The organism is Cellulomonas sp. P22 (genome assembly GCF_044392165.1).
Map to the genome: position 1 here is coordinate 23,018 of NZ_JBISBW010000014.1, position 26,866 is coordinate 49,883.

A 26,866-nucleotide genomic window follows, 5' to 3' on the forward strand; every position below is an offset into this window, starting at 1 on the left:
CCACCTGGTCAGCGAGGTCGTAGGACCATCGGTCGCTACGGTTGCCCGATGAACTCAGTGCTCGCGACAGTCGTCGTCGTCTCCGACCGGTGCTCCCGGGGTGAGCGCGAGGACCGCTCCGGGCCTCGCGCCGTCGAGCTCCTGCAGGCCGCGGGGCTCACCGTCGGCGCGCCCGTCGTGGTGCCCGACGGCGCCGCCTCGGTGGCCGCCGCCCTCGCCGAGGTCCTCGCGTCGGGGGCCCGGGTCGTGGTGACGAGCGGTGGCACGGGCGTGACGCCGCGCGACCAGACGCCCGAGGGGACGCGTGGGGTGATCGACCGCGAGCTGCCGGGCCTCGCCGAGGCGCTGCGCCGCGAAGGCCAGACGCACGTCGCGAGCGCCGTGCTCTCGCGCGGGCTCGCGGGGGTCACCGCGGGCGGCGCCGTGGTGGTCAACCTGCCCGGGTCCACGCGTGCGGTCGAGCAGGGGATCGCTGTGCTCGCGCCGCTGCTGCCGCACCTGCTCGACCAGCTCGTGGGCGGAGACCATTGAGCAGCCCGGTCCCGCTCCCCCTCCCGGTGCTGCGCCCCGCCGCGACCACGCCGGGGCCGGTCGCCGACGCGCCGGTGGCCGACGCCCGGGTCACCACCACCGGGCCGCTCACCGACCGGTTCGGGCGGGTGCACCGCGACCTGCGCATCTCGCTGACCGACCGGTGCTCGCTGCGCTGCACGTACTGCATGCCCGCCGAGGGGGTGCCCTGGATCCCGGGCACCGACCTGCTGACCACCGCCGAGCTGGTGCGGATCGCCACGGTGGCGGTCGAGCAGGCGGGGATCGACGAGCTGCGCCTGACGGGCGGTGAGCCGCTGCTGCGAGCGGACGTCGTGGACGTGGTCGCCGCGCTGAGCGCGCTGCGCGGACCGCACGGGGCCCCCGAGGTCTCGCTCACCACCAACGCGCTGCGCCTGCCCCAGCTCGCCAGTCGCCTCGCGGACGCGGGGCTCACGCGCGTCAACATCAGCATCGACACGTTGCGGGCCGACCGGTTCCTCGCGCTGACCCGCCGGGACCGGCTCGCGGACACCCTCGCGGGCATCGCGGCGGCCGACGCGGCCGGGCTGCACCCGGTCAAGCTCAACGCGGTCGCGATGCGCGGCGTCAACGACGACGAGCTGGTGAACCTGGTGCGGTTCGCCACCGAGCGCGACTACGAGATGCGGTTCATCGAGCAGATGCCGCTCGACGCGGGCCACTCGTGGCGGCGCACCACCATGGTCACCGGCGCCGAGATCCTCGAGCGGCTCGCCGGGGCGTTCACGCTGACCCCGGTGCCCGGGCGCGGCGCCGCCCCCGCCGAGCGCTGGCTCGTCGACGGCGGTCCCGGCAGGGTCGGGGTCATCGCCTCGGTGTCGCAGCCGTTCTGCGGGGCGTGCGACCGGCTGCGGCTCACGGCCGACGGCCAGCTGCGCTCATGCCTGTTCGCCCGCACCGAGACCGACCTGCGCGCCCTGCTGCGCTCGGGCGCCGACGACGGCGCGCTCGTGGCGGCCTTCCGCACCTGTGTCGCGGGCAAGCAGCCCGGCCACGGCATCGACGACCCCGCGTTCCTGCAGCCCGACCGCCCCATGAGCGCGATCGGCGGCTGACGGCTCAGACGGGTTCGGCGCGGGACCAGTCGTGCGGGCCGCCCATGGCCATCCACCGGGCGTACCAGTCGGTCGCGAGGTCGTCGGCGCGGTGCATCGCGTCGGCCAGCGGTCCGGCACCGATGCCGGCGGCGTACCCGACCAGGAATGCCGTGAGCGGTGACGCGGCGGGCTTGCCCACGCTGCGTGCCGCGTGCTGCACGACCGCCAGCAGCGTCTGTTCGTCGACGACGTCGGCGTCGACCCCGAGGTCACGCGCGAGCGTGTGGAACCAGACGTCGAGCGGTGTCCCCGGCGCCTCGATGAGCCGGCCGACCGGGAGCACCGGTCGGGGTGAGCTGTCGGTCATGCCGCGCCTCCCCTGTCGCACAAGCCGCGTCCTTCCATCGTGCCACGGGACGGGGCAGGGCGCCCGGACAGCGGTCCAAGACGCGGGTCGAGGCGCCCGTCAGCCGTCCAGGAGGCGCACGGCCTCCCAGGTGTCGACGTCGACCGCGGCACCGTCCGCGTCGGCGAGGCGTCGCACGTCGAGGTCACCGAGCACGGCGCGCACCGGGGCCCCACGCACCCCGCGCCCGCGCTCGAGGCGCTCGACGCTCTCGTCGAGGGCCGCCCGGCGGTAGATGCCGACGAGCGGCTGGTCGCGGCCGTCCGCGTCGACCAGCATCGCGCCGTCGGGCCCCTGGGCGCCCGCACCGAGGAGCAGCGGCACGGCGCCGCCGACGAGCGGCAGGTCGCACGCGAGCAGCAGCACCCACGCCGCGGCTCGGTCGGTCCCCGCGTCGAGCGCGACGAGGCCGGCGGCGACGCCCGCGGCAGGTCCGCCGTCGGGCGGGTCCTCGAGCGTGAGCAGCACGCCGCCCGGCACGTCGAGCGTGGGCGGCCCGACGACCGCGACGCGACGCGCACCCGCGACCGCGACCGCGTCGAGCACGTGCTCGAGCATGCGCCGCCCGCGCACGCGGACGTCGGGCTTGGAGACCCCACCGAGGCGGCTGGCCCGGCCGCCCGCGAGCACCACGGCGTCGAACGACGTGAGCCGCCCGGCGTCGGGCGTCTCCGTCGGGACGCCGGACCCGGTCACGGGGCGATCCGCACGACCGTCACCTCGTCGCCCGGCTCGACCGCGGTCACGTCCGCCGGCACGATCCCCAGGGCGTCCGCGAGCGCGAGGCTGGCCACGAGGTGCGATCCCGAGCCGCGCACGGCCGACGGACGCACCTCGACGCCGTCGGGCCCGTCGGTCAGGGCGAGCGGGATGTGCTGCTCGCGACCCACGGGCGAGGACCAGCCTTCGCTCGCGCGGGCACGCAGGCGCGGGCGGTGCAGGGCGGCACCGGTCAGGCCCCGCATCGCGTGCAGCGCCGGGCGCACGAACGCCTCGAACGACACGTACGCGCTCACGGGGTTGCCGGGCAGCGCGATCACGGGCGTGCCGTCGTTGAGCCTGCCGAGGCCCTGCGGCTTGCCGGGCTGCATCGCGACGGGCACGAACTCCATGCCGGGCAGCGGGGCGAGCACCTCCTTGACCACGTCGTACGCGCCCTGGCTCACCCCGCCCGAGGTCACGATCAGGTCGGCCGTCGGGTGCTGCGCCTCGAGCACGGCCCGCAGCGAGTCGGCGTCGTCGGGCACAGCACCGAGGCGGTGGACGCTCGCGCCTGCGGAGTGCGCCGCGGCGGCCAGCAGGTAGGAGTTGGAGTCAGGGATCTGCCCGGGGCGCAGGGCGGTGCCGGGCGTCACGAGCTCGGAGCCGGTGGAGAGCACGACGACGTGCGGGCGCCGGTGCACCACGACCTCGGGGCGCCCGAGCGCGGCGACCGTCGCGACCCGGTAGGGGGTGAGCTCCTGGCCGGCGCTCAGCACCACGGTGCCGGCGGCGACGTCCTCCCCCGCGCGGCGCACGTGCGCACCCGGGCGGGCGGCGGCCCGGATGCTCACCGTGACGGTGCCTGCGTCGGTCTGCTCGACCGGGACGATCGCGTCGGCGCCGGGCGGCACCGGCGCTCCCGTCATGATGCGCGCCGCGGTGCCCGGCTCGACCGCGCGGTCGGGGTCGACCCCGGCGGGCAGGTCGGAGACGACCCGCAGCGTCACGGGGTTCTCAGGAGTTGCCGCGGCCACGTCCTGCGCGCGGACCGCGTAGCCGTCCATCGCGGAGTTGGTGAACCGGGGCAGGGCGTCCGGGCTCGTGACGTCGTGGGCCAGCACCATGCCCGCCGCGTCCTCGAGGGTGACCGTGACCGGCGGCAGCGCGGTGACCAGCGAGAGCACGGCCTGCAGGTGCTCGGCGACCGTCCGGGGGGCCTGGTGCGTCGTCATGGCCCCCACGCTATCCGCAGTCCCGGGAGCACCTCCTAGGACCCCGCGCCGAGGGCACCGGCGGAGCGGGTCAGTGCTGCTGCGAGCCGCGGTCGTGCCGCGGGTTGAGGTTGTGCGGGTCCGCGTCGGTGTCGGCGTCGGGGTCGTCCGTGGGGTCGCCCGCGGCGTTCGCCCCCGATCGCGGGTTCAGGTTGTCCGGGTCGGCGTCGGTGTCGTAGTCCGCGGCGTCGACGTCGGACGGGTCCTCGTGCGGCTCGCCGGGTGTCTGCTCCATCCGTCCACGCTGCCACCGCTCGGGCGTGGCCGCATCCGCGGTCCCGCTGCTCCCCGCGCCAGTCCCCCGCGCGGCTGGTGACCGCACTCCGGACAGCCACCGCGTCCGGTTCGAGAGTCATCCTATGATTCGTCGGTGCCTGACAGCTCTCAGCAGCCCGTGGACGTCGTCCTCGTCGGCGGCGGGATCATGAGCGCGACGCTCGCCGCGCTGATCTCGACGCTCGAGCCGACGTGGACGATCGAGATCTACGAGCGTCGGCCCGGCCTCGCCCAGGAGAGCTCGAACGCCTGGAACAACGCCGGCACCGGCCACGCCGCGCTGTGCGAGCTGAACTACACGCACGAGCGGCCCGACGGCACGATCGACATCGCCAAGGCGGTGACCATCAACGAGCAGTTCGAGCTGTCCCGCGAGCTGTGGAGCCACCTGCTGACGAGCGGCCGGCTGCCCGACGGCACGGAGTTCGTCTCCCCCGCACCCCACATGACGTTCGTGCGCGGCGCCGCCAACGTCGACCACCTGCGCCGACGCGCCGACGCGCTGCGCAGCCACCCGCTGTTCGCGGACATCGAGTTCACGACCGACCCCGAGACGATCCGGGCCTGGGCACCGCTCCTCCTTCTCGAGCGCGACCCCGACGAGCCCGTCGCCGCGACACGGGCCTCCGAGGGCACCGACGTCGACTTCGGCGCGCTGACCCACGCGCTCGTCGCCGACGTCACCCGGCGCGGCGCGACCGTCCACCTCGAGCACGAGGTGCGCCGGCTGCGCCAGCTCCCCGACGGGACGTGGCGGCTGCGCGTCAAGGACCGCCGCTGGAACGCGACGCCACGGCACCGCACCGTCACCGCGCGCTTCGTGTTCATCGGCGCCGGGGGCGGGGCGCTCAACCTGCTGCAGCGCTCGGGCATCCCCGAGGCCAAGGGCTACGGCGGCTTCCCCATCAGCGGGCAGTTCCTGCGCACCACCGACCCCGGCCTCGTGCGTCAGCACCTGGCGAAGGTGTACGGAATGGCTGACGTCGGCTCCCCGCCCATGTCGGTGCCGCACCTCGACACGCGGGTGGTCGACGGGCAGACGGCGCTGCTGTTCGGCCCCTACGCCGGCTGGAGCATGAAGTTCCTCAAGCACGGCTCGCCGTTCGACCTCCTCCGCTCGATCCGGCCCGCGAACGTCGTCCCCATGCTGGCCGTGGGCCTGCACAACATGGACCTGCTGAAGTACCTCGTCAGCGAGCTCACGGCGTCCGAGACGCGTCGCCTGCGCACCCTGCGGGCGTTCGTGCCCACCGCCGACCTGCGCGACTGGGAGCTCATCACCGCGGGCCAGCGCGTCCAGGTCATCAAGAAGCACCCGACCCAGGGTGGGGTGCTCGAGTTCGGCACCGAGCTCGTCACGGCCGCCGACGGGACCATCGCGGGCCTGCTCGGCGCCTCGCCGGGCGCCTCGACCGCCGTCGCCACGATGCTCGACCTGCTCGAGCGCTGCTTCCCCGACCGGGTCGACGTGTGGGGCCCGAAGCTGCATGCCATGATGCCGAGCCTGGGCAGCGACGACTGGGACGACGCGTTCGCGCTGGACCAGCTCGTCGACGGCGACCAGGTCGACGTCGAGCCCTGACCCTCAGCCGTCCCCCCGGACCGGGTCGCCCGACCCGACGGCCCCCGACGGCCGGGTTCGCGCCAGCGTCACGTACCCGACCAGCGCCACCGTCACGGCCAGCCCCCCGGCAACCCCCAGCGCGAGCCCGGCGTGCACCCGGATCAGCAGCGTCCCGACCAGGGCGCCGCCCACCAGCATCACGATGCTGCCCGAGCGCCGCACCCACGGTTGGGGCCGACGTCGCCCGAGGTCCCCGGCCAGGCCCGTGACCTGCTCGTCGACGATGACCGTCGGCACGTCCGCCACGCCCAGCTGGCGAACTGTCGCGGCCTGCAGCCCCATGCACGCGCCGAGCACGGCGGCCGACGCGAGAGCGACCGGCCGCGGTGGCTGGGCCGACGACCGCGCGAGCGCGAGCGCGACGACCCCGACCCCCAGGCCCGTCGCGCCGAGCAGCGCCGTGGTGTGCCCGGTCCACACCCGCTCGCCCCCGCGCAGCGCCCGCCCGGACAGCACAGCCCCCACCCAGAACGTCGACAGGGCGAGGGCGAGCCCGACGGTCCCCAGCCCCGCCGCCCCGGTGAGGGACATGCCGAGCAGGGCCGTGTTCCCCGTCATGTTGCCCGTGAACACCCGGGCGAGCACGAGGTACCCCACGGCGTCGACGATGCCGGTCGCGAAGGTCAGCACCAGGAGCAGTCCCGCCTCGCGTCGCAGCACGTCGCGACCGGCCAGGGTCGCGGGCCCTCGGGCGCGCGTCACGGCGCCACCGCCGTGGTCCGTCCCTGCTCGAGCCGCACCCGCCCCGCGACGGCGACGCCCAGGCTCAGCGCGGCCACGAGCCCGAGTGCGAGGGCGGGGTGCACGCTGATGAGCAGCGCCCCGACGAGCGCGCCCGCGCCGATGAGCACGAAGCTGCCCATCCGTCGGCCCCACCCCGGGGAGCGGTCCACGTGCCGATGGAAGGTGAGGCCCAGGTCCACGATCGCGGTGGTCACCACGTCGGTGGGCACCTCGGGGATACCGGTCGCGCGCGCCGCCGCGGCCTGCAGCCCCATGCAGGCGCCGAGCACGGCCGCGGCCCCGAGCGCCGCGGGACGGCTCGTCGCAGGCGGCACCACGACCAGGCCGACCCCGACCAGGCCGACCGTCGCCCCCGAGGTCGCGACCAGGGCCGACGTGCGCCTCGTCCACCCGTCTGGCGTGGAGCGCAGCGCGACGCCGCACAGCTGGGCTCCGACCCAGAACGCGGCGAACGCGACCACCGGGCCGACCACCTGCAGGTGCGCCCCACCGGCGAGGGCCATGCCGAGCAGCAGCATGTTGCCCGACATGTTGCCCGCGATGACCCGGTCCAGCGCGAGGTAGCTCACCGCGTCGACCACGCCCGTGCCGAACGTCAGCACGAGGAGGAGGACCACCTCATGACGGCGGGTGTCGCGACGCAGCGCCTCGAAGACCATCGGCCCTCCCGATCACTGGCCCCGATCACCGGCCCACGGGTGCGGTGCCTCGCGCGCGGGACCACCGAGGCCTTCCAGGCTAGGTGGGGTGCGGCGGGGCCGCGCTGCGGGTGCGTCCGGCACAGGCCGGGGGTAGACCTGAGCAGATGACGACCCGACCCGACTGGCTGCCCGTCGGCAGCGGCTACGTGGCGCTCGGCGACTCGTATGCGGCCGGGCCGGGCATCCCGGTGACCGTCGACGTCGAGTGCGCGCGTTCGGACGGGAACTACCCGCACCAGGTCGCGGCGATGCTCGAGCTGGCGCTCGGCGACAGGACGTGCCGGGGCGCCTCCCTCGACGACATCCTGAGCATCCCCGAGTCCGCGGGGGTCAAAGGACCACCGCTCCCTCGGCAGGTCGACGCGCTGCTGCCCGACACCGCGCTCGTGACGCTCACGGCAGGTGGCAACGACGTGGGGTTCGTCGCCGCGCTGCGCTCGTGGTCGGCCGTGCACGCCGCCGAGCGCGGGCAGCTGCCGCACGGCCCGGGCAGCATCACGTCACCCCCCGCGCAGCCCGTGGACCGGGCACGCGTCGAGGAGGGTCTGCGCGGCATCGGGCCCCGGCTCGGGGACGTGGTCAACGCCGTGCGGTCGCACGCGCCCGACGCGCGCATCGTGCTGGTGGACTACCTCACCGTGCTGCCACCGCTCGGCACCGCCGTGCCCGAGGTCCCGCTGACCGCCGACGAGCAGGAGTTCCTGTGGCACGTCGCGCACGCGCTCGAGGACTCGACGGCGAAGGTCGCGCACGACCACGGCGCGACGCTCGTGCGAGCGTCGGCCGCGAGCCGCGAGCACCATGCAGGAGCGCCCGAGCCGTGGGTCACCGGCTTCTTCCCCGGGCTGAACCTGCCGCCCTACCACCCCGACGAGGCCGGGCACCTCGCGATGTCGGACCTGGTGCTCGACGCGCTCGGCGTCACGCGCTGACCGACCTGCCCCGACGGCCGACCGGTCAGGCCGTGCCGACGACGCCGGCACGGCCGAGACGCAGGTCAGCCCCCGGCGAGGAGGTCCTCGAACGACGTGGGGTTCGCGAACGGGTCCGCGACCTCGTGCGGGGCCCGGGCGGCCACGAGCCCGGCGAGCTCGCGCCCGGCCCGGTCCACACGCTGGTCGAGGGCACCCGCGTCGTCCGAGACGTCCTGGCGTGCCGTGGCGCCGAAGTCCTCGGTCGCCGCGAACACTCCCGTGGGCACCACGAGCGCGCGCAGGTAGGCGAACAGCGGCCGCAGGGCGTGGTCGAGCGCCAGCGAGTGCCGGGCGGTGCCCGCGGTCGCGCCCAGCAGCACCGGGGTGCCAGCGAGCGCGCCCTGCTCGGTCACGTCGAAGAAGTTCTTGAACAGCCCCGAGTACGAGCCCGAGAAGATCGGCGTCACCGCGATCACCCCGTCGGCGCGGGCCACCGTGTCGAGCGCGGCGCGCAGCTCACCGGCCGCGAAGCCCGTCAGGAGCATGTTGGTCAGGTCGTGCGCGAGCAGCCGCAGCTCGATCACCTCGACGTCCACCTCGATGCGCTGGGCCTCGAGCTCCCGCACCGTCGCCGCGGCGAGCCGGTCGGCGAGCAGGCGGGTCGAGGACGGCTCACGCAGGCCCGACGTGACGACGGCAAGCGTCCGGCGCGTCATCGGGAGGCCTCCGGGGAGGCGCCGGTGACGTCGTCGACCGCGTGGACGAGGGTCGGTGCCGGGCGGTCGCCCGCCGCGGCGACCCGGGCGGCGTGCGTGGGCGCGTCGGGCACATGGGCGGGACGTCCGGCGGCGAACTCCTTGCGCAGCGCGGGCACGACCTCGCCGCCGAGCAGGTCCAGCTGCTCGAGCACGGTCTTGAGGGGCAGGCCCGCGTGGTCCATGAGGAACAGCTGGCGCTGGTAGTCCCCGACGTGCTCGCGCATCGTGGCGTAGCGGTCGATGACCTCCTGCGGGCTGCCGACCGTGAGCGGGGTCTGCGCGGTGAACTCCTCCATCGTCGGGCCGTGGCCGTAGACGGGGGCGTTGTCGAAGTAGGGCCGGAACTCGCGCTTGGCGTCCTGGCTGCTGGCCCGCATGAACACCTGGCCTCCGAGCCCGACGATGGCCTGGTCGGCGCTGCCGTGGCCGTAGTGCTCGAAGCGGCGGCGGTAGAGCTCGACCATCTGCCGGGTGTGCTCGATGGGCCAGAAGATGTTGTTGTGGAAGAAGCCGTCGCCGTAGTAGGCGGCCTGCTCGGCGATCTCGGGGCTGCGGATCGAGCCGTGCCACACGAACGGCGGCACGCCGTCGAGCGGGCGGGGCGTCGCGGTGAACGACTGCAGGGGCGTGCGGTGCTTGCCCTCCCAGTCGACCACGTCCTCGCGCCACAGCCGGTGCAGCAGCGCGTAGTTCTCGACGGCCAGGTTGATGCCCTGGCGGATGTCCTTGCCGAACCACGGGTACACGGGGCCGGTGTTGCCGCGGCCCATCATGAGGTCCATGCGCCCGTCGGTGAGGTGCTGGAGGTAGGCGTAGTCCTCGGCGATCTTGACCGGGTCGTTCGTCGTGATGAGCGTGGTCGAGGTCGACAGCAGGATGCGCTCGGTCTGCGCGGCGACGTACCCGAGCAGCGTGGTGGGCGACGAGGGCACGAACGGCGGGTTGTGGTGCTCGCCCGTCGCGAAGACGTCGAGGCCGACGTCCTCGGCGTGCTTGGCGATCGTGACCGTCGCCTTGATCCGTTCGTGCTCGGTCGGCGTGCGACCGGTGGTGGGGTCGGTCGTGACGTCGCCGACGGTGAAGATGCCGAACTGCATCTGAGGCATGTGGTGCTCCTGCTCCTGCGACTCCGAGGTTGTCAAACATTCAACCACTTGTGCGCTGGAACCCCAACCCCGCAGCCGATATTCCGCCGTCGGCTGCGTCACGGTCGGCCGCTGACGACCCGGCCGACCGTGTCAGGCCATCCGACCGCAGAGGGGCTAGGTTGCCCACCAGGACGTGCTCGACGCCTCGGGCCCGCTGACCGCGGCCCGCTCGGTCGAGCTCGACCTCGAGTTCCACCTGCTGACACCCTGCTGGAGGACTCCTGATGCCCCGCTCCGCCGCCGGCCTGTTCACCACGGGTCTGCTCCTCCTCACCGCCGCGACCGGTGCGATCGACGCCGTCAGCTACCTCGCCCTGGACCGGGTGTTCACCGGCAACATGACCGGCAACGTGCTGTTCGTGGCCTTCGCGTTCGTCGGGGTGGACGGCATACCGCTGCTCAACAACGCGCTCGCGCTGGTCGGCTTCGCCCTCGGGTCGGTGCTCGGCGGCCGGGTCGTCGGGCGCGGGCACCCCGTGGGGCTGCCGCGACGCAGCGTCTGGTTGCTCGTGTCGGGCACCGCCCTGATCCTCGCCCTGACCGGCTGGTGGGTGCTGGCCGGCGACATCGGCGGCACCGCCGAGGCCACGCTGACCGCGCTCCTCGCCGCGCTGATGGGTGCGCAGGTCGCGGCGGTCAAGCCCGTCGGCAACACCGACATCACCACCGTGGTCGTCACCAACACCCTCGCCAACCTCACGCGCGAGTCGCGGTTGGGCGGCGGCAGCCAGACCCCGCACCAGTGGCGCCACCGCTTCCTGGCGGTCGTCGCGATGGGCGCCGGCGCCGGGCTCGGCGCGACGTGCCTCAAGGTGGGCGACGGCCCGGTCGCGCTGCTCGTCTCGGGCGGCGTCTTCGCCCTCGGCACGCTCACGCTGGTGGCCGGGAACCGCGCGCAGCACCACGGCGCCCCGGTGACCCAGGCCCCGACCCCGCCCCCCGCGCCCGACCTCGCCGGCTGATGACCCGACCGGGCGCGGCCACGGCCCCGGATACGGTGGGGCAGTGACACAGCTCTCCGCACCGACCACGCCCACCGCCCGCGAGCTCGCCGACCAGTGGGTCGAGACGCTCGCCGACCTCGATCCCGGTGTCGGGACCGCGCTGGGCATCCGCCCCGGCGACGACCGCATGCCCGACCTCTCCCCCGAGGCCGACGCGGCCTGGGCCCGAGCCGCGTGCGACGTGCTCGGCAGGCTCGACACGGCGCGGCTCGAGAACGACGACGACCGGCGCTGCGCGACGCTGCTGCGCGAACGCATCGGCGCCCGGCTCGCGGCGCACGACACGGGCGAGCTGCTCGTGAGCCTGCGCCCCATCGGCTCGCCCGTGCACCAGCTCCAGTCGATCTTCCTCATGATGCCGACGGCCACCGACGAGGACTGGGCCGTCGTGGCCCGCCGCATGGCCCGCGTGCCCGAGTCCGCCCGGTCGTACCGCCGCTCGCTCGCCGAGGGGCTGCGCCGCGGCCACGTGAGCGCACCGCGCCAGGCCGCCGCGGTGGTCGACCAGCTCGCCGCGTGGCTGCCGCGCGGCGAGGAGCCGGGCTGGCACGCGGGCTTCGTCGCCGCGGGACCGGCCTCGCTGCGCGCCGAGCTCGACGCGGCGGCCCGGTCCGCCGCGGACGGCGTCGACGAGCTGCGCGCGTGGATCGCGACCGAGTACCTGCCGGCGGTCGAGGGCACCCCGGACGGGGTCGGCCGCGAGCGCTACCTGGTCTCGGCCCGCGCCAGCATCGGTGCGACGCTCGACCCCGAGGACGCGTACGCGTGGGGCTGGGAGGAGCTCGCCCGGATCGAGGAGCAGATGCTCGCCGAGGCCGATCGCGTGCTGCCGGGTGCGACCCCCGCGCAGGCGCTCGCGCACCTCGACGTGCACGGCGAGGCGGTCGAGGGCGTCGAGGAGGTCCGTGCCTGGCTGCAGCGCATGATGGACACCGCGATCGCCGAGCTCGACGGCACAGTGGTCGACGTGGCCGAGCCGGTGCGCCGCGTCGAGGCCATGATCGCCCCGCCCGGCGCCGCCGCCGCGCCCTACTACACGCGCCCGTCGCTCGACTTCGCGCGTCCGGGCCGCACCTGGCTGCCGACGCTGGGGCGCACCCGGTTCCCCACCTGGGACCTCATCAGCACCTGGTACCACGAGGGCGTGCCCGGCCATCACCTGCAGCTCGGCCAGTGGGCCTACCGCGCGGGCGAGCTCTCGCGCTTCCAGGTGAGCGTCGGTTCGGTCTCGGCCACCACCGAGGGCTGGGCCCTGTACGCCGAGCGGCTCATGGACGAGCTCGGTTACCTCAAGGACCCGGGCGCCCGCCTGGGCTACCTCGACGGTCAGCGGATGCGCGCCGTGCGCGTGATCATCGACATCGGCATGCACCTGGGCCTCGAGATCCCCGCGTCCTCGCCGTTCCACCCGGGCGAGGTCTGGACCGCCGAGCTGGGCGAGGAGTTCTTCGCGGCCCGCTCGGGCTCGCCCGCCGAGTTCGTGGCGAGCGAGGTCGTGCGCTACCTGGGCTGGCCCGGGCAGGCCATCAGCTACAAGCTCGGCGAGCGGGCCTGGCTCGCGGGCAGGGCGGCGGCCCGTGCCCGTCGGGAAGCGGTCGGGGAGGTCTTCGACCTGCGTGCCTGGCACACCGCTGCGCTGTCGATCGGTGCGCTCGGGCTCGACGACCTCGAGCGCGAGCTCAGCGTCCTCTGACGGCGGCGCTCTGACCCCGGGGCATCGGCGCGCACCCGTCAGGTGACGCGCGATCCCCGCTGCTCGTCCTTGGCGACGTGCACCTGCGCCCGCAGGTGCACGTCGTCACGGCCCAGCACCCGGTGCAGGTCAGCGCTCGCGACCTCGATCGCGGACCCGACGCCGTCGAGATCGGCGGTCGGGTCGACCGTGACCACGAGCCCCGCGACGAGCTCGCCACGGTCCCGGATGAACGAACCGCTCGCGGACCGCACGCCCGGCGTCCCGGCGAGGACGTCGGCGGCGGCGCGGGTGGCCTCGTTCGCGTCGATGCTCAGCGCACCCGACGGGCTCGACCCCTCGAGCCGGAGCGGTCCCGCCCCGCGACGCGGGACGTGCCCCCACAGCCAGCGCAGGCCCAGCAGCACGAGCAGCAGACCGAGCACGCCCGCCGCCCACGGCCACCACGACTGGTCGACCTGGTCGGCCGCACCGCCCGTCGCGAGCTGGTCGGGAGGGGTCCACCACGAGTCGAGGTAGCCGCCCCACCAGGCGATGGCCAGGAGACCTGCGACCAGGAGCACGATGCCCAGCACGCAGGCCACGGCCCGGTCCCAGCCGAGCACGGAGCGGCTCATGGGGTTGTCCCTTCGTGGGCGTGCGAGGCACGCGCGCGGACGTTGACGCGCGGTGGGCGCTTGAGCGGCGCGAGCCGTGCCGCGACGACGTCCCGCACCCGCAGCGCGGTGTTCCGGTCACCGGTCGTGAGGATCTCGACGTCGACCGTCGAGCGGCTCGCACCCGCGCGGGCCTCGAGCACCCCGTCGACGTCGGCGGCGGCGGCCTTGGCCAGGCGGGCCAGGGCCTTGGGGCGCAGCCCCACCCCCGCGGCCGACTGCAGCTGCAGGGTCTTGCGCCGACGCCGGCGGAACGCGACGACCACGAGCCACAGGCCCACGAGCGCGAGCACGATGCCCGCGATCAGCACGCCCGTGGTCGGCTCGAGCCCGTCGAGCGCGTCGACCGCCGAGCTGTACCAGGTCGTTCCCGACAGGACGCCGGCGGCGACGAGCGCGTCGCGCACGAGGGCGACGCCGAGGGCCACCGTCAGCACCGCGAGCACGACGCCCACCACGCCGATCACCCCGGAGCCCGTGAGCTCGCGGGCCGGCCGCAGCGGGGTCGACCCGGGGGCCAGGTGCTGCGCGCTCATCGGACCCGGGCCCCTTCGCGGGGGGGCACCGACACGACGCGCCGCACCTCGACGGCCACCGAGTCGGCCTGGATGTCGAGCAGCGACCCGAGCTGCTCGCGCACCCGGTCCCGCACGGCCGCCGCGACCTCGGACGCGGAGCGCGGCCACAGCAGTGCGATCTCGAGCGTGAGCCGCGCACGCTGCCCCGCCGTCGTCACTGTGGTGCGTGGGTAGTCCCGCCCGAGCAGGTGGGACACCCGCCCCGAGACGTCGCGTGCGTTCGCCACGCCGTCGACCTCGAGCGCGGAGCGGGCGGCCAGGTGGGTCACGGCACGGTCCTCGACGTGGGTCGTGCCGCGGCTGCCGGGCTCGTCGGCGACGTCAGCCACGACGGCGGCCCTGGATCATCGACCCGATGTCGAGCCGACCCTCGATCTGCATGCCGATGAGCAGACCGATGGCTCCGAGGACGACCGCGAGCAGGAAGCCTCCGAAGCCGCCGAACGTGGCGGCGATCGCCAGCAGGATGCCGACGAACAGACCGATGACGGAGATGGACATGTCAGCTCCAGGTGTCGGAAGAGATCAGGTGTCGGGGACCTCGAGGTCGTCGACGTGGACGTCGACCGGCGCGGGGCGCACCTGCTGGACCGCGGCGCGCACCGCGTCGGCGACGTCGGGGACCGGCCGATCGAGCGTCACGACCACGTGCACCTCGGTGCGTCCGGGATCGAGCCGGACGCCGGCGACGCGTCGGCCGGGGAGGTAGGTGGCGGCCCCGCCGGACAGTCGCGCCACGCCGGGCACGGCCAGCACCGCGGCCTCCACGATGTCCGCGGGCTCGACCGACCCGACGGGCGCGAGGTCGTCCGCCGGGCTGGGGTCCTTCGGGACGTGCGCCCCGGGGGACGGTGCGGGGTCGCTCATTGCACGCGCGACCCTTGCTGGCTGCTGTCCTTGCCGCCCGAGTCGCCGCTGTCGTCCTCGTCGGGGAGGTGGATGTCGACCACGGTGATGTTCACCTCGGAGACCTCCAGGCCCGTCATCCGCTCGACCGACGAGATGACGTTCTGGCGGATCGCCGACGCGACGTCGGCGATGGCCACGCCGTACTCGACGATCACCGAGACGTCCACGGCGGCCTGCTTCTCGCCGACCTCGACGCCCACTCCCTGCGAGTAGTTGGGGTGCGTGCCGGGGATCCGGTCGCGCAGGGCCCCGACGGTGCGTGAGGCACCGCTGCCGAGCCCGTGCACACCCTGGATCTCCTTGGTCGCCAGGCCGGCGATGGTGCTCACCACGGTGTCCGCGATCGTGGTCATGCCCTGCGCGCTGTCGAGCGCGCTGTGGCTCTTGCTGGTGCTGCTCGTGCTGGTGCTGCTCGTTCCGGACTGCTCGCTCACGATGTGCCTCTTCCCTCTGCCCCCGCAGGGTTCCGTGGCGACGACGTTCCCCGCAGACGCGAGGCGCCCGACGTCGGGTGTCACGTATGTGACGACTTCCAGTGGAGCACCGCCCCCCGCTCTCCGCACCTCGCAGGTCGGACTGGTGGGGCAGAGAGGGACATACCGCTCCCCTCCCCCCAGAGGTCACGGGCCGATAACGATCTGCCGCCGCGCCGGGGAAGTACCTAGTACTCACTGTTCCACCCACGTCAGGCGCTGCTAGACAGTGGCTGCTCGGTCCGGCGGGACCTAGGTCCCAGGTCGGACCCGGTCGTCCTCGCTCCCGGCCCTGCCTCCACGACTCACACCACAACGAGGTGGTCATGACCAGACACGTGCTCGCGGGGGCTTTCCTCGCCGTGCTCGCGACCCTCACCGTCCTGCTGTCCGGCGTGCTCGGCCCCGAGGTCCAAGGGGTCGCACTGCTCGGGGCGGCACTCGGCGGTGCGCTCGGGCTCGTGCCCGACCGCACGCCCGGCCAGCGTGCCGCGGCCTTCGCGGTCGGTTTCGCCGCCGCGTGGCTCGGCTACCTGCTGCGCGCCTCTGCACTGCCCGACGCACCCAGCGGCCGGGCCGTCGCGGTGCTCGTCGTGCTGCTCGTGTGCCTCGCCGTCGGCGCCGGCACCCGGGGACGTCTGCCGCTGTGGGCCGCGCTGCTCGGGGCCGCCGCCATGGCCGGCTCGTACGAGGCCGCGTACGCGGCCGACCCGTCCGGCTTCGTCACGACCTCCCCCGTCGCCGCGACCGCCGTGCTCCTCACCGCAGGCGCGGGCTTCTTCGCGACCGCGCTGCTCGGGCCCACCGTCGAGCACGACCGCGCGGTGGAGCACGACGACGCTCCCCCGCCGGACGCCACGCGCGCACGCCCCTCGACCCGCACCTCCGAGCCCGCCGCGTACCGCCCCTTCGAGCCCGCCCCGGAGGCCTGACATGACCGCACCCCACCCGCACCGCGCCACGCTGCGCCGCACCGCCCTGCGCCGTACCTCGCTGCGCCGCACCACCCTGCGCCGGGCCGGCGTCGCGACGCTCGGGCTCCCGCTCGCGCTGCTCGTCGCCGCCGCACCCGCCACCGCGGCCGGTGCCGTGCGCGCCGCGTCAGACGCGGACGTCGTGGTGACCAACACCGAGACCGTCCAGGCCCGGCTCGACGCCAACGGCAGGCTCCAGGTCGCGCGCGTCTACGAACAGCTCGCGTTCACCGGCCACGGCACCACGACCGTGAGCAACCCCGTCTCGACCAAGGGGCTGCGCAACCTCGATGGCTTCGGCGGTTTCACGCTCGAGGACGGCGCGATGCAGACCACCGTCACCGTCGACGGCGAGAAGCGGCTGCGCACAGTGAGCGACTTCACCGGCGAGCTGCCCGTCCGCGTCGCCGTCGAGTATCTCCTCGACGGCGAGAAGGTCAGCCCGGGCGCGGTCGTCGGCAGGTCCGGCACGCTCGAGGTCCGCTACACGGTGACCAACCTGACCACCCGGCAGGACGAGGTCACGTACGACGACGGCACCGGCAAGCAGGTCACCGCGACCGCCGAGACCGTCGTCCCCGTGGTCGGCCAGCTCACCACCACGCTGCCGTCCACCTTCACCGCCGTCACGTCCGACGAGGCCAACATGGCCGGCGACGGCCGCGGCGGCACCAAGATGAGCTACACCATGACGCTGTTCCCGCCCATCGGCTCCCCGACGGCCGAGTTCGGCTACACCGCCCAGATCACGCGCGGCGAGATCCCGCCCGCGAACGTCTCGGTGCTGCCCGTCTCGCCGCTCACCAGCCCGTCCTTCAAGGGCGGGTCGGCCAGCTACGCCGGCGGCGCCGCGAGCGGTGTCGCCCTCACCGCAGGCGCCACCGAGATCGACGCGAACCTGCTCAAGCTGCGCGACGGCGCCGCGACGCTCCTCGACGGGCTGCTCCAGCTCCAGGCGGGCGCCGACAAGCTCTCGGCCGGCCTCAACGACACCGCCGCCCCGGGAGCCGCCAAGCTCGCCGCGGGCGCCGCGACGGCCGACGACGGCGCTGCCGCGCTCGCGACCGGGGCCCGCTCGGCCGATGCCGGCGCGCAGCAGCTCGCGACCGGCGCCGCCGCGCTCGACACCGGCCTGTCCTCGGCCGGTGCCAAGGTGCCCGAGCTCCTGGGCGGCCTCACGGCGGTCAGCGACGGGCTCACGACCATGGACCAGGGGCTCGCGAAGATGTACGACGACATCGGTGGCGTCCCCGCCCAGGCCAAGCCGATCCAGGACGGCATCACGACGCTGAAGAACGGGGTGACGTCCCTGCTCGACGGGCTGACCGCCCTGCAGGCCGTCCAGTCGAGTCTCGCGACGGTCTTCGGAGTCCTCTCCTCGACCACCGCGACCGTGAGCGTGGCGACCGACGCCACGCAGATGGGGGCGCTCCACCAGCTGTTCCAGGGGCTCGCCGCGCAGACCACGGACCCCACCCAGCAGGCCCAGTTCCAAGGCCTAGCAACCCTGTACGACCCGGCGACGTACGCCGCAGCGCCCACGACACCCGTCTCCTTGGCCTCGGCGTTCAAGGGCCTCACCGGCCTGACGAGCTCGATCGTCGCCAAGGTGCAGGGCGCCCGGTGCGGCCTGTCCAACGCCGCCAGCGGCGCCTGCGACCCGAAGGCGCCCGGGCTGAAGGAAGGACTCGACCTCGCCGCGGGCGGCGTCGATGCGCTCACGGCGGGCGTGGTCGCCAAGGTGCGAGCAGGTGTCGGAGTCGCAGGCCAGACCAAGGCCGACGGGACGCTGCGCGGCGGTGTCGGGTCGTTGAGCGCGGGCGTCGGGCAGCTGTCCGCGGGCGGGAAGACGCTCGTCGGCGGACTCGGGCAGCTGTCCGCCGGCGCCACGGCTCTCAAGTCCGGCTCGTCGCAGCTCGCCGGTGGGACGAGCCAGCTCGCTGCCGGGTCCTCGAAGCTGGCAGCCGGCACCGGGCAGCTCTCGGTCGGCGCGAACCAGCTCTCCGCGGGTCTGCGCACCGCGGCGGACGGCTCGCAGACCCTGGCCGAGGGTCTCGGCACGGCGGCGGGCGGCGCACCGGCCCTCGTCGACGGCGCCGAGCAGCTCTCCGAGCAGGGCACCTCGGTGCTGGTCGAGACCGGCGCGGCCACGGCCGCCGACTACGGCGTGAAGTACGCCGTGATCGAGGCGGGTGCGGCGCGGGCGGCCGACGAGTCGATGGCCTACGGCGGCCCCAAGGGTGCGGAGTCCGTCACGGCGTACTCGATCGACATCGCGGGGGCGGACGGTGCAGGGGCGAGCTCGCTCGGGCGCGGCACCGCGGCGATCGCGCTGTTCGGTCTGGGTGGGGCACTGGCCGCGTTCGCGCGGCGCCGGTTCGCCTGACCCCCGGTCGACCGCACACACGGTCGGGACGACGACGGGCGTCGCGCGGGAGGCTCCGGCCCCCGTGCGGCGCCCGTCGCCGTTCTGTCCCGACGAGGCCGTGGCCGTCGGGATCGACCATGCGACCTGCGGCGTCCTGGTGGGAGGATCGACGCCACCCACCCAGCGCGGACAACAGACGCCGCGGCCAGGGCGAACACACGAGGACGGTCTGCCGCTCGCGGCCGCCTGCGGGGATCGAGAGGACGAGGTCATGAACCGTCGAAGGATCGTCGCGCTGGCGGGCGTGGCCGTCGCCTGCCTGGTGGTGGCCACCGGCGGCTGCTCACGCGTGGTGCTGGACCCCGGGCCGAGCACGAGCGAGCAGCGCGAGATCGACGACCCGACGCGGGTGCACCTGAAGACCCCGGGCCGGCTCGTGATCGGCGTCGGTCCCACCGCCTCTCTCACCGTCACGGCGGGAGAGAACGTCATCGACGACCTCACGGCGGTGACGGAAGACGGCGAGCTCACGCTGGGGGTCTCGTCGGCCCTCGGGGACCTCGGGGACGTGCAGTACGACCTCGTGCTGCCGGACGTCGACCAGCTCACGCTCAGCGGGTCGGGGAGCATCGAAGGGCAGATCGCGGCGCAGGCCGGGCTGACGATCCGGGCCGAGGGCAGCGGTTCGGTGCGGCTCGAACCGATCGAGGTCGACAGCCTCGACGTGCGGATCGCGGGCACGGGCGACGTGCGCCTCGAGGGCACGGCGGCCCGTCAGGACGTCTCGGTCGAGGGCACCGGGTCCTACGACGCCCCCGGTCTGGTGACCGAGGACACCACCGTGGAGATCTCCGGCACGGGCAGCGCGGACGTCAACGCGACCGGCACCCTCGACGCGCACGTCTCGGGCACCGGGTCGGTCCGCTACACCGGTGACCCGCAGGTCACGAGCACGGTCGACGGGACGGGCCGCGTCGAGAAGCAGTGAACGCACGGCGGCCGGGCGGGCGTCGCCGCGACGGGCTCGCCGCGCGCGTCTAGGTTGGCTCCCATGGCGCCCACGAAGACGCCGGCGGTCGAGCTCGACGTGCGAGGTCGCACCGTCCGCGTGAGCAGTCCCGACCGTGTCGTCTTCCCCGCGCGCGGGATCACCAAGCTCGACGTGGTCGAGTACTTCCTGTCGGTGGGTGACGGCATCCTCGCGGCGCTCCTCGACCGGCCGACGACGCTCGAGCGCTGGCCCAAAGGGGTGTTCGAGGGTGCGCGGCTCGCGACGCGGACCGACTCGTCGGGCGACGCGTTCTACCAGAAGCGCATCCCACAGGGCGCTCCCCCGTACGTCGAGACGGCGCGGATCGCGTTCCCGAGCGGGCGCACGGCCGACGAGGTGTGCCCCACCGAGCTGGCGGTCGTGGCGTGGGCCGCGAACCTCGGCACGCTGACGTTCCACCCGTGGCCGGTGCGCCGCGACGACGTCGAGGCACCCGACCAGCTGCGCATCGACCTGGACCCGCAGCCGGGCACGGACTTCTCCGACGCTGTGCGGGTCGCCCCCGTGGTGCGCGAGGTGCTGCACGAGTGCGGCATGGAGGGCTGGCCCAAGACCTCGGGCGGACGCGGGCTGCACGTGTTCGTGCCGATCGCGCCGCGGTGGACGTTCACCCAGGCCCGGCGCGCGACGATCGCGCTGGGCCGCGAGGTCGAGCGCCGCCTGCCGGACCTGGTGACCGTGCACTGGTGGAAGGAGGAGCGCGGGCGGCGGATCTTCATCGACTACAACCAGATGGCCCGGGACCGCACCATCGCCTCGGCGTACTCGGTGCGCGCCAACCCCCGGGCCACGGTCTCCGCACCGCTCGCCTGGGACGAGCTCACGGTCGTGGCCCCCGACGACTTCGACGTGACGACCATGCCGGGGCGCTTCGCCGACGTCGGCGACCTGTTCGCACCGCTGAGTGCCGTCGACGGCCCCGGGTACTCGATCCAGCCGTTGCTGGACATGGCCGACCGGGACGAGCGCGACCACGGGCACGAGGACCTGCCCTACCCGCCCGAGTACCCGAAGATGCCGGGCGAGCCCAAGCGCGTGCAGCCGAGCAAGGACCGCGACCGGGCGCACTGACCCGCAGCCGCGCGCGGACCGCCGCGCGAGCCGCGAACGCCGTCAGACCGCGACCGGCACCTCAGCCGCTCGGGGCGCGGCGTGGCCGATCGTCCCCGAGCTGCCGGCGGCGAACCCGCTGCCGGCCATGACCAGCGCCACGAGCGCCATCACGCCCAGCGGGATCGTCCACCCGGCCCCCGAGAGCACCCCCACGAGCACGGGCAGCCCGGCGCCCAGGCTGTATCCGACGGCCTGCACCATCGCCGACAGCGAGCGCGCGACGTCCGCGTCGACCGCGCGACGGGCGATGAGGATGAACGCGACGGAGATCCCACCGCCCTGCACGGCTCCCCCGAGCAGGATCCACACGGCCCACAGTCCGGGAGCCAGCAGGAGCCCGACGAACGTCGCGGCCCAGAGGAGCCCGAACATCACCGCCGGCACGCGGGGCGACCGGGTGCGTGCGACGAGCACGGGCGTGGCCAGCGCGCCCACGATCCCGAGCACCTGGAACGTGGACATCGCGAGCGCGGCAGCGTCGGCGCTCAGGCCGCTCATGTCGCGCAGCATCCCGGGCAGCCACGCGGTGACCGCGTAGTACGAGCCGGACTGCGTCCCGAAGTAGACCGCGAGCGCCCAGGCCCCGCCGGCGCGCCACACGGGCGAGCGCCCTCGCGTGCGCGGCAGCTCCACCTCGCCCCGGCCCTGCGACGAGCGCCACCACAGCGCCGCCCCGCCGGCGGCCATGACCGCCCACACGGCTGTCGCGGCACGCCAACCCAGGACGTGCGCGAGCGGGGTCATGAGCACGGCTGTGATCGCGGCCCCCGTGGTGAGCGAGGCGGTGCTCACCGCCGTCACGGTGTTGAGCCGGCGCGAGAAGTCCCGCTTGACCAGCACGGGGATCAGGACGTTGCCGATCGTGATGCCGGCCCCGATCACGACGGTGCCCACGAGCAGCGGCACCGCACCACCCCACGGCCGCAGCGCGATGCCCGCGGCGATGACCAGCAGCGCGGTGATCACGGCCCGGTCGACGCCCCACCGGCGCGCTATGCCAGGCACAAGGAGCGAGCCGAGCGCGAAGCACAGCACGGGCAGCGTGGTGAGCAGCGCGGCGGTCCCGGCACCCAGCCCGAGGTCGGCCCGGATGTCGTCGAGCACCGGCGAGACCGCGGCGATCGCACCGCGCAGGTTGAGGCTCACGAGCACCAGGGCCAGCAGGTGCACGACACCCGCGGTGGGACGCGGGGGTCGGCCCGCGGCGGGGCCGGCGGTCGTCGTGGTGCGGGGGCGTGCGGCAGCCGCGGGGGCGCCAGAGCGTTCGGTCACCCGGCTTTGTAGCACAACAGTGTTGCGGCTACTTGACCGATCCGCTGGTCAGGCCCGCGACGAACTGGCGCTGGAGCAGCAGGAACCCGATCACGACGGGCACGCTCACGACGAGCGAGGCGGCCATGACCTGGTTCCAGTAGACGTTGATCTGGGTCGAGTACTCGCGCAGCCCGATCGACAGGGTGCGGTTGCTCTGCGACGTGAGCACGGACGCGAACAGCACCTCGCCCCACGCGGTCATGAACGCGTAGATCGCCACCGCGATGACCCCGGGCCGCGCGGCAGGCAGCACGACGCGGAACAGCGCGCCGAGCGGTGAGCACCCGTCGACCCGCGCGGCCTCGTCGAGCTCGCGCGGGATGCCGTCGAAGTACCCGGCGAGCATCCAGATCGCGAACGGCAGCGAGAACGTCAGGTAGGTGATGATCAGGCCGATCCGGCTGCCGATGAGCTGCACGCCGAACGTCTGCGAGATGTTGACGAAGATGACGAACAGCGGCAGCAGGAACAGCACCCCCGGGAACATCTGCGTCGAGAGCACCGTGGTCGTGAACGCCGTCCGCCCGCGGAACCGGTACCGGGAGACGGCGTACGCCGCGAAGATCGCGATCGCGACGCTGGCGAGAGTCGCCGCGGTCGAGACGATCACGCTGTTCATGAAGTAGCGGGCCAGCGGGATGGTGCTCCACATGTCCACGAACGGCTGGAGCGTGAACTCGGTGGGCCACCACGTGAACGTGCCCCGCACGTCGGCCAACGGCTTGACCGACGACCCCACCATGACCCACAGCGGCAGGATCGTGAACGTCGCCAGCACCACCACGACCACGACCCGGAACACCTTGAACGCGGTGGTGTCATGCACGGCGGGACCTCCGGTTCAGGACGAGCAGGTAGATGCCCGCCACGAGCAGCAGGAAGAGCAGCAGCAGCACCGACATGGCTGCGCCGAGGCCGAAGTTCCAGGTGAGGAACGTGGCGTTGTAGATGTGGAACGAGATGAGGTCGCCCGAGGTCGGCTGCGCGGTCCCGAACAGCACGTACGGGGTGTTGAAGTCGTTGAACACCCACAGGAACATCACGAGCACGAGCACCGTGTTCACAGGCCGCAGCATCGGCACCGTGATCGAGCGCCACGTGCGGAACGCGTGCGCGCCGTCGACGGCCGCCGCCTCGTAGACGTCCTGCGGCACCGACTGCAGCCCGGCCATGAGCATGAGGAAGGCGAACGGCCACATGCGCCAGATCGCCACGACCACCACCGAGACGAACGCGTTGGACCCGATCAGCCAGAACGGCTTCTCGGTCAGCAGCCCCAGGTCCTCGACCAGCAGGTGGTTCACCATCCCCGTGTCCCGCTGCAGCATGAAGTTCCACGTCAGCACCCCCGCGTACACGGGGAGCGCGTAGGGCACCAGGAACAGCGTGCGCCAGCCGGACCGCCCCCGGAACGAGCGTTGCAGCACGACCGCCGCCGCCATCCCGAACGCCCAGGAGAACGCGACGACGAGCACGGTGAACCCGCAGGTCACCAGGAACGACTTGAACAGGGCCTCCCCCACGGCCCCGTTCACGTCGACCGCGAGCCGGTAGTTGCGCAGCCCGGTGAACGGGGCTGCCGTCCAGTCGCTGATGAAGAACTTCGTCAGCCCGCGAAAGCTCATCCAGAGGCCGGTGATCATCGGCACGACGTGGATCACGAGCTCGAACAGGACCGCCGGCGCCAGGATGGCGTACGGCAGCCACCACCCCTGGCGTCGACGTCGCCGGACCGGACGCGGCGGGACACCTTTCTCCGCGTCGTCCCGCTCCGAGACCGAGGTGGTGGCCACCGTGCGCCTCCTATGTCAGACGAGTTCCGGACGTCAGCCGGCTGTGGCGGCGACCTGGTCCTGGGCGGTCTGCAGTGCGGCCTTCACGTCGGAGGCGCTCACGCTGCCTCCCGTGGCGACCGTCGCGAACATCTGGTTCATAGCCTTGCCCACCGTGCTCTCGAACTGGTCCTCGGACGGGACCAGCGGCAGCGGGGCGGAGCGGGTGTTGTAGATGTCGATGAAGGTCTGCGCCTGCTCGGCGTTGTCGGTGAACGTCGCCTCCGCGTCGTTCAGCACGGGCAGCGTGGAGAACGGCCGACCGAGCGTGCTCTGCACCTCGGGGCTGGTCATGTACTTCACGAACTGCAGCGCCTCGTCCTTGGCGTCGGTGTTGTCGAAGATCGAGAGGTTGATGCCCGCGACGTGGCTCGCGACGTCGGACTCGGCGCCCTCCGGTGCGGGGTAGGCGACGACCCCGTACTGGTCGTCCGTCATGCCGTTGGCGCTCAGCGTCGCACCGGCGTTGTTCTGCGTGAGGATCATGGCGGCCTTGCCGTTCGCGAAGTCCGCGACCGCCAGTGCGCCGTTGTCGTACTGCGCGTTCGAGGGGTTCACGACCTTGTCCGACTGCATCAGGTCGACGTAGCGCAAGATCCCGTCCACGACCCCGTCCGAGGTGAACGTCGCGGCGCCGTCGCTGTCGAACAGCTCCTCGCCGTTCTGGGTGGCGTTGATGAACGCGAAGTGGCTGTTCTCGGTGTAGCTGCCCGCGGCGAGCACCATGCCCGAGACCCCGGTGCTCGGGTCCGTCAGCGTCTGTGCTGCGGTCACCATCTCCTCCCACGTCGTGGGCGGCTGCAGACCGGCCTGCTCGAACATCGCCTTGTTGTAGTAGAGCCCGTACGCCAGCCCGTAGAGCGGCACCGACGTCGGGTCCTGCCCCTCGACGCCACCGGTCGCGAGCGCCGTCTCCACGAACTTGTCGGCACCGCCGATCGCGTCCATCTCCTCCGAGCCGAACGGCATGAACGCGTTGGTGGCCTGCAGCGAGGCCGCCCAGGTGTTCCCGATGTTGACGACGTCGGGCCCCTGGCCCGAGGTCACCGCCGTCTGGATGCGGGTCTGCAGGTCGTTCCACCCGATGACCTCGAGGTCGACCGGGATGCCGGTCTGCTCGGTGAACGCGGCCAGGACGGGCGTCAGGACCTCTTTGTCGTTGTCCAGGCTCGTGCCCTGGTTGCTGGCCCAGTAGGTGAGCGTGGCCCCGCTCGACGACCCGCCGTCCGACGCGGAGCCGGATGCGTCGTCGGCGGAGTCGTCGGAGCTCGAGCATGCCGTCATGCCGAGCAGCAACGCTGCGGCGGCGACGGAGGCGGTGAGTGTGCGTGTCTTCACGAGATGGTCCCCCCTGACCGAGACGGGGGCCGGCGTCCGGAACGGGCCGGCCCACCTGTGCGCCGAGCTCTCACACCCGACCCTTTTGATCGTATGCGTCCCGGTACGTCCCGGCTCGTCGAGAAGGTCACCGCGTGGCACCGGCGCCGGGCGGCGCGGCAGAATGCGGGGCACCCGCCCGCCGCCCGAAGGACCCGCCATGACCCCGCTCGGCACCCCCTGCACGCCCTCCGCGACCCGCGTGATGCTCCTGGGCTCGGGTGAGCTCGGCAAGGAGGTGCTGATCGCGCTGCAGCGGCTGGGCGTCGAGACCATCGCCGTGGACCGGTACCCCGGGGCGCCGGGACACCAGGTCGCGCACCGCGCGCACACGATCGACATGACCGACCCGCAGGCGCTGCGCGCCCTCGTCGAAGCCGAGCGGCCGGACGTGGTGGTGCCCGAGATCGAGGCCATCGCGACGTCGGTGCTGGTGGACCTCGAGGCCGAGGGTGCGGTGCGCGTGGTCCCGACGGCGCGCGCGACCCGGCTGACGATGGACCGCGAGGGCATCCGGCGCCTCGCGGCCGAGACGCTGGGGCTGCCGACCAGCCCGTACCGGTTCTGCGACTCGCTGGACGAGCTGCGCGCGGCGGTCGACGGCATCGGCTACCCGTGCGTCGTCAAGCCGGTGATGAGCAGCTCAGGCAAGGGCCAGAGCCGGCTCGACGGCCCGGCCGACCTGACCCCGGCCTGGGAGCACGCGCAGGAGGGTGGTCGCGTCCAGGGCGGTCGCGTGATCGTCGAGGGCTTCGTCGACTTCGACTACGAGATCACGCTGCTCACGGTCCGCGCGGTCGAGACCGACGGGACCGTGGGGACGCACTTCTGCGAGCCGGTGGGTCACCGGCAGGTCGCGGGCGACTACGTCGAGAGCTGGCAGCCGCAGCCCATGTCCCCCGTCGCGCTCCGCCGCTCGCAGGAGATCGCGCGGGCCGTGACGGACGACCTGGGCGGGCTGGGCGTGTTCGGCGTCGAGCTGTTCGTGCGCGGCGACCAGGTCTGGTTCAGCGAGGTCAGCCCGCGCCCGCACGACACGGGCATGGTCACGATGACCACGCAGCGGCAGAGCGAGTTCGAGCTGCACGCGCGGGCCATCCTGGGGCTGCCCGTGGACACCACGCTGCTGAGCCCGGGGGCGAGCGCCGTGGTGCACGGCGGGGTCGACGCGGCCGCGGTCGTGTTCGAAGGCGTCGACGAGGCCCTGCGGGTGCCGCACAGCGACCTGCGGCTGTTCGGCAAGGCCGACAGCCGGGTGCACCGCCGGATGGGCGTCGCACTCGTCCACGACGAGGACGTGGACACCGCCCGCGCGCAGGCGGCGCTCGCCGCGAGCCTGGTGCGTCCGCGCCCCGCCTGACCGCTGATCC

Annotated in this window: 29 protein-coding genes; 11 read left to right on the top strand and 18 right to left on the bottom strand. The window is 73.7% G+C overall.

Going from position 1 to position 26,866, the window contains the following annotated elements:
• The first annotated feature begins 48 nt into the window (after positions 1 to 48).
• Entirely contained in the window at positions 49 to 531 is a 483-nt protein-coding gene (locus ACGIF2_RS14595; protein WP_396047704.1) for a molybdenum cofactor biosynthesis protein B, read from the top strand.
• Positions 528 to 1,628, top strand: coding sequence for a GTP 3',8-cyclase MoaA (gene moaA, locus ACGIF2_RS14600; protein ID WP_396047702.1), 1,101 nt, complete (start codon positions 528 to 530; stop codon positions 1,626 to 1,628). Before ACGIF2_RS14595 ends, moaA begins: the two co-directional genes overlap by 4 nt.
• A 4-nt stretch (positions 1,629 to 1,632) precedes the next feature.
• On the opposite strand, the gene ACGIF2_RS14605 is transcribed toward moaA, so the two are convergent.
• The 4 genes from ACGIF2_RS14605 to ACGIF2_RS14620 form a co-directional block, all read right to left on the bottom strand.
• Positions 1,633 to 1,977: a DUF6457 domain-containing protein gene (locus ACGIF2_RS14605; protein WP_396047700.1), complete on the bottom strand. Its 345-nt coding sequence runs from the start codon at positions 1,975 to 1,977 to the stop codon at positions 1,633 to 1,635.
• Between the two features lie 99 nt (positions 1,978 to 2,076).
• Positions 2,077 to 2,712, bottom strand: a complete 636-nt coding sequence (locus ACGIF2_RS14610; protein ID WP_396047698.1) for a molybdenum cofactor guanylyltransferase — start codon at positions 2,710 to 2,712, stop codon at positions 2,077 to 2,079.
• Entirely contained in the window at positions 2,709 to 3,950 is a 1,242-nt protein-coding gene (gene glp, locus ACGIF2_RS14615) for a gephyrin-like molybdotransferase Glp (RefSeq protein ID WP_396047696.1), read from the bottom strand. Before glp ends, ACGIF2_RS14610 begins: the two co-directional genes overlap by 4 nt.
• Positions 3,951 to 4,020: 70 nt before the next feature.
• Positions 4,021 to 4,224 carry a hypothetical protein gene (locus tag ACGIF2_RS14620; RefSeq protein ID WP_396047694.1) on the bottom strand — a complete coding sequence of 68 codons (204 nt, stop codon included), beginning with the start codon at positions 4,222 to 4,224 and terminating at the stop codon, positions 4,021 to 4,023.
• 135 nt (positions 4,225 to 4,359) lie between these two features.
• Here ACGIF2_RS14620 and mqo point away from each other — a divergent pair, with 135 nt between their 5' ends.
• Complete coding sequence (gene mqo, locus ACGIF2_RS14625) at positions 4,360 to 5,847, top strand: malate dehydrogenase (quinone) (RefSeq protein WP_396047692.1); 1,488 nt, start codon at positions 4,360 to 4,362, stop codon at positions 5,845 to 5,847.
• Between the two features lie 3 nt (positions 5,848 to 5,850).
• Here the strand turns inward: mqo and ACGIF2_RS14630 are convergent, their stop codons facing one another.
• Positions 5,851 to 6,591 carry a YoaK family protein gene (locus ACGIF2_RS14630; protein WP_396047690.1) on the bottom strand — a complete coding sequence of 247 codons (741 nt, stop codon included), beginning with the start codon at positions 6,589 to 6,591 and terminating at the stop codon, positions 5,851 to 5,853.
• Positions 6,588 to 7,292 carry a YoaK family protein gene (locus ACGIF2_RS14635; protein WP_396047688.1) on the bottom strand — a complete coding sequence of 235 codons (705 nt, stop codon included), beginning with the start codon at positions 7,290 to 7,292 and terminating at the stop codon, positions 6,588 to 6,590. Before ACGIF2_RS14635 ends, ACGIF2_RS14630 begins: the two co-directional genes overlap by 4 nt.
• Positions 7,293 to 7,438: 146 nt before the next feature.
• Here ACGIF2_RS14635 and ACGIF2_RS14640 point away from each other — a divergent pair, with 146 nt between their 5' ends.
• Positions 7,439 to 8,266, top strand: coding sequence for an SGNH/GDSL hydrolase family protein (locus ACGIF2_RS14640; protein WP_396047686.1), 828 nt, complete (start codon positions 7,439 to 7,441; stop codon positions 8,264 to 8,266).
• A gap of 65 nt (positions 8,267 to 8,331) precedes the next feature.
• On the opposite strand, the gene ACGIF2_RS14645 is transcribed toward ACGIF2_RS14640, so the two are convergent.
• A complete protein-coding gene (locus ACGIF2_RS14645) occupies positions 8,332 to 8,964 on the bottom strand; it encodes an FMN reductase (protein WP_396047684.1) in 633 nt (210 codons plus the stop codon).
• On the bottom strand, positions 8,961 to 10,103 hold the full coding sequence (locus ACGIF2_RS14650) for an LLM class flavin-dependent oxidoreductase (protein WP_396047755.1): 1,143 nt from the start codon (positions 10,101 to 10,103) through the stop codon (positions 8,961 to 8,963). The genes ACGIF2_RS14645 and ACGIF2_RS14650 overlap by 4 nt, the downstream gene beginning before the upstream one ends.
• Before the next feature lie 275 nt (positions 10,104 to 10,378).
• Here ACGIF2_RS14650 and ACGIF2_RS14655 point away from each other — a divergent pair, with 275 nt between their 5' ends.
• The gene (locus ACGIF2_RS14655) at positions 10,379 to 11,116 is read left to right on the top strand and encodes a YoaK family protein (protein WP_396047682.1); all 738 of its coding nucleotides are present in this window, start codon (positions 10,379 to 10,381) and stop codon (positions 11,114 to 11,116) included.
• A gap of 43 nt (positions 11,117 to 11,159) precedes the next feature.
• Positions 11,160 to 12,851, top strand: coding sequence for a DUF885 domain-containing protein (locus ACGIF2_RS14660; RefSeq protein WP_396047680.1), 1,692 nt, complete (start codon positions 11,160 to 11,162; stop codon positions 12,849 to 12,851).
• Between the two features lie 38 nt (positions 12,852 to 12,889).
• Here ACGIF2_RS14660 and ACGIF2_RS14665 read toward each other — a convergent pair whose 3' ends face one another.
• The 6 genes from ACGIF2_RS14665 to ACGIF2_RS14690 are packed head-to-tail and all read right to left on the bottom strand — an operon-like array spanning position 12,890 to position 15,428.
• Complete coding sequence (locus ACGIF2_RS14665; RefSeq protein ID WP_396047678.1) at positions 12,890 to 13,468, bottom strand: hypothetical protein; 579 nt, start codon at positions 13,466 to 13,468, stop codon at positions 12,890 to 12,892.
• Positions 13,465 to 14,043 (bottom strand): DUF6286 domain-containing protein, encoded by a 579-nt coding sequence (locus tag ACGIF2_RS14670; RefSeq protein ID WP_396047676.1) that lies wholly within the window; start codon positions 14,041 to 14,043, stop codon positions 13,465 to 13,467. Before ACGIF2_RS14670 ends, ACGIF2_RS14665 begins: the two co-directional genes overlap by 4 nt.
• On the bottom strand, positions 14,040 to 14,414 hold the full coding sequence (locus ACGIF2_RS14675) for an Asp23/Gls24 family envelope stress response protein (protein WP_396047674.1): 375 nt from the start codon (positions 14,412 to 14,414) through the stop codon (positions 14,040 to 14,042). Before ACGIF2_RS14675 ends, ACGIF2_RS14670 begins: the two co-directional genes overlap by 4 nt.
• On the bottom strand, positions 14,407 to 14,586 hold the full coding sequence (locus ACGIF2_RS14680; RefSeq protein WP_396047672.1) for a DUF2273 domain-containing protein: 180 nt from the start codon (positions 14,584 to 14,586) through the stop codon (positions 14,407 to 14,409). The genes ACGIF2_RS14675 and ACGIF2_RS14680 overlap by 8 nt, the downstream gene beginning before the upstream one ends.
• Before the next feature lie 24 nt (positions 14,587 to 14,610).
• Complete coding sequence (locus ACGIF2_RS14685; protein ID WP_396047670.1) at positions 14,611 to 14,952, bottom strand: hypothetical protein; 342 nt, start codon at positions 14,950 to 14,952, stop codon at positions 14,611 to 14,613.
• On the bottom strand, positions 14,949 to 15,428 hold the full coding sequence (locus ACGIF2_RS14690; RefSeq protein WP_396047668.1) for an Asp23/Gls24 family envelope stress response protein: 480 nt from the start codon (positions 15,426 to 15,428) through the stop codon (positions 14,949 to 14,951). The genes ACGIF2_RS14685 and ACGIF2_RS14690 overlap by 4 nt, the downstream gene beginning before the upstream one ends.
• A gap of 365 nt (positions 15,429 to 15,793) precedes the next feature.
• Here ACGIF2_RS14690 and ACGIF2_RS14695 point away from each other — a divergent pair, with 365 nt between their 5' ends.
• From ACGIF2_RS14695 to ligD, 4 genes are all read left to right on the top strand, one after another.
• Positions 15,794 to 16,399 (top strand): hypothetical protein, encoded by a 606-nt coding sequence (locus tag ACGIF2_RS14695; protein ID WP_396047666.1) that lies wholly within the window; start codon positions 15,794 to 15,796, stop codon positions 16,397 to 16,399.
• A gap of 1 nt (position 16,400) precedes the next feature.
• On the top strand, positions 16,401 to 18,827 hold the full coding sequence (locus ACGIF2_RS14700; protein WP_396047664.1) for a hypothetical protein: 2,427 nt from the start codon (positions 16,401 to 16,403) through the stop codon (positions 18,825 to 18,827).
• A gap of 253 nt (positions 18,828 to 19,080) precedes the next feature.
• On the top strand, positions 19,081 to 19,797 hold the full coding sequence (locus tag ACGIF2_RS14705) for a head GIN domain-containing protein (RefSeq protein ID WP_396047662.1): 717 nt from the start codon (positions 19,081 to 19,083) through the stop codon (positions 19,795 to 19,797).
• Positions 19,798 to 19,860: 63 nt separating this feature from the next.
• On the top strand, positions 19,861 to 20,931 hold the full coding sequence (gene ligD / locus ACGIF2_RS14710; RefSeq protein ID WP_396047660.1) for a non-homologous end-joining DNA ligase: 1,071 nt from the start codon (positions 19,861 to 19,863) through the stop codon (positions 20,929 to 20,931).
• 42 nt (positions 20,932 to 20,973) lie between these two features.
• Here ligD and ACGIF2_RS14715 read toward each other — a convergent pair whose 3' ends face one another.
• The 4 genes from ACGIF2_RS14715 to ACGIF2_RS14730 are packed head-to-tail and all read right to left on the bottom strand — an operon-like array spanning position 20,974 to position 25,457.
• On the bottom strand, positions 20,974 to 22,245 hold the full coding sequence (locus ACGIF2_RS14715) for an MFS transporter (RefSeq protein WP_396047658.1): 1,272 nt from the start codon (positions 22,243 to 22,245) through the stop codon (positions 20,974 to 20,976).
• Between the two features lie 28 nt (positions 22,246 to 22,273).
• Entirely contained in the window at positions 22,274 to 23,113 is an 840-nt protein-coding gene (locus tag ACGIF2_RS14720; RefSeq protein ID WP_396047656.1) for a carbohydrate ABC transporter permease, read from the bottom strand.
• Positions 23,106 to 24,080 carry a carbohydrate ABC transporter permease gene (locus tag ACGIF2_RS14725; RefSeq protein WP_396047654.1) on the bottom strand — a complete coding sequence of 325 codons (975 nt, stop codon included), beginning with the start codon at positions 24,078 to 24,080 and terminating at the stop codon, positions 23,106 to 23,108. The genes ACGIF2_RS14720 and ACGIF2_RS14725 overlap by 8 nt, the downstream gene beginning before the upstream one ends.
• Before the next feature lie 33 nt (positions 24,081 to 24,113).
• The gene (locus ACGIF2_RS14730) at positions 24,114 to 25,457 is read right to left on the bottom strand and encodes an ABC transporter substrate-binding protein (RefSeq protein WP_396047652.1); all 1,344 of its coding nucleotides are present in this window, start codon (positions 25,455 to 25,457) and stop codon (positions 24,114 to 24,116) included.
• 199 nt (positions 25,458 to 25,656) lie between these two features.
• On the opposite strand from ACGIF2_RS14730, the gene purT reads away from it, so the two are divergent.
• The gene (gene purT, locus ACGIF2_RS14735) at positions 25,657 to 26,856 is read left to right on the top strand and encodes a formate-dependent phosphoribosylglycinamide formyltransferase (RefSeq protein WP_396047650.1); all 1,200 of its coding nucleotides are present in this window, start codon (positions 25,657 to 25,659) and stop codon (positions 26,854 to 26,856) included.
• Positions 26,857 to 26,866 lie beyond the last annotated feature (10 nt).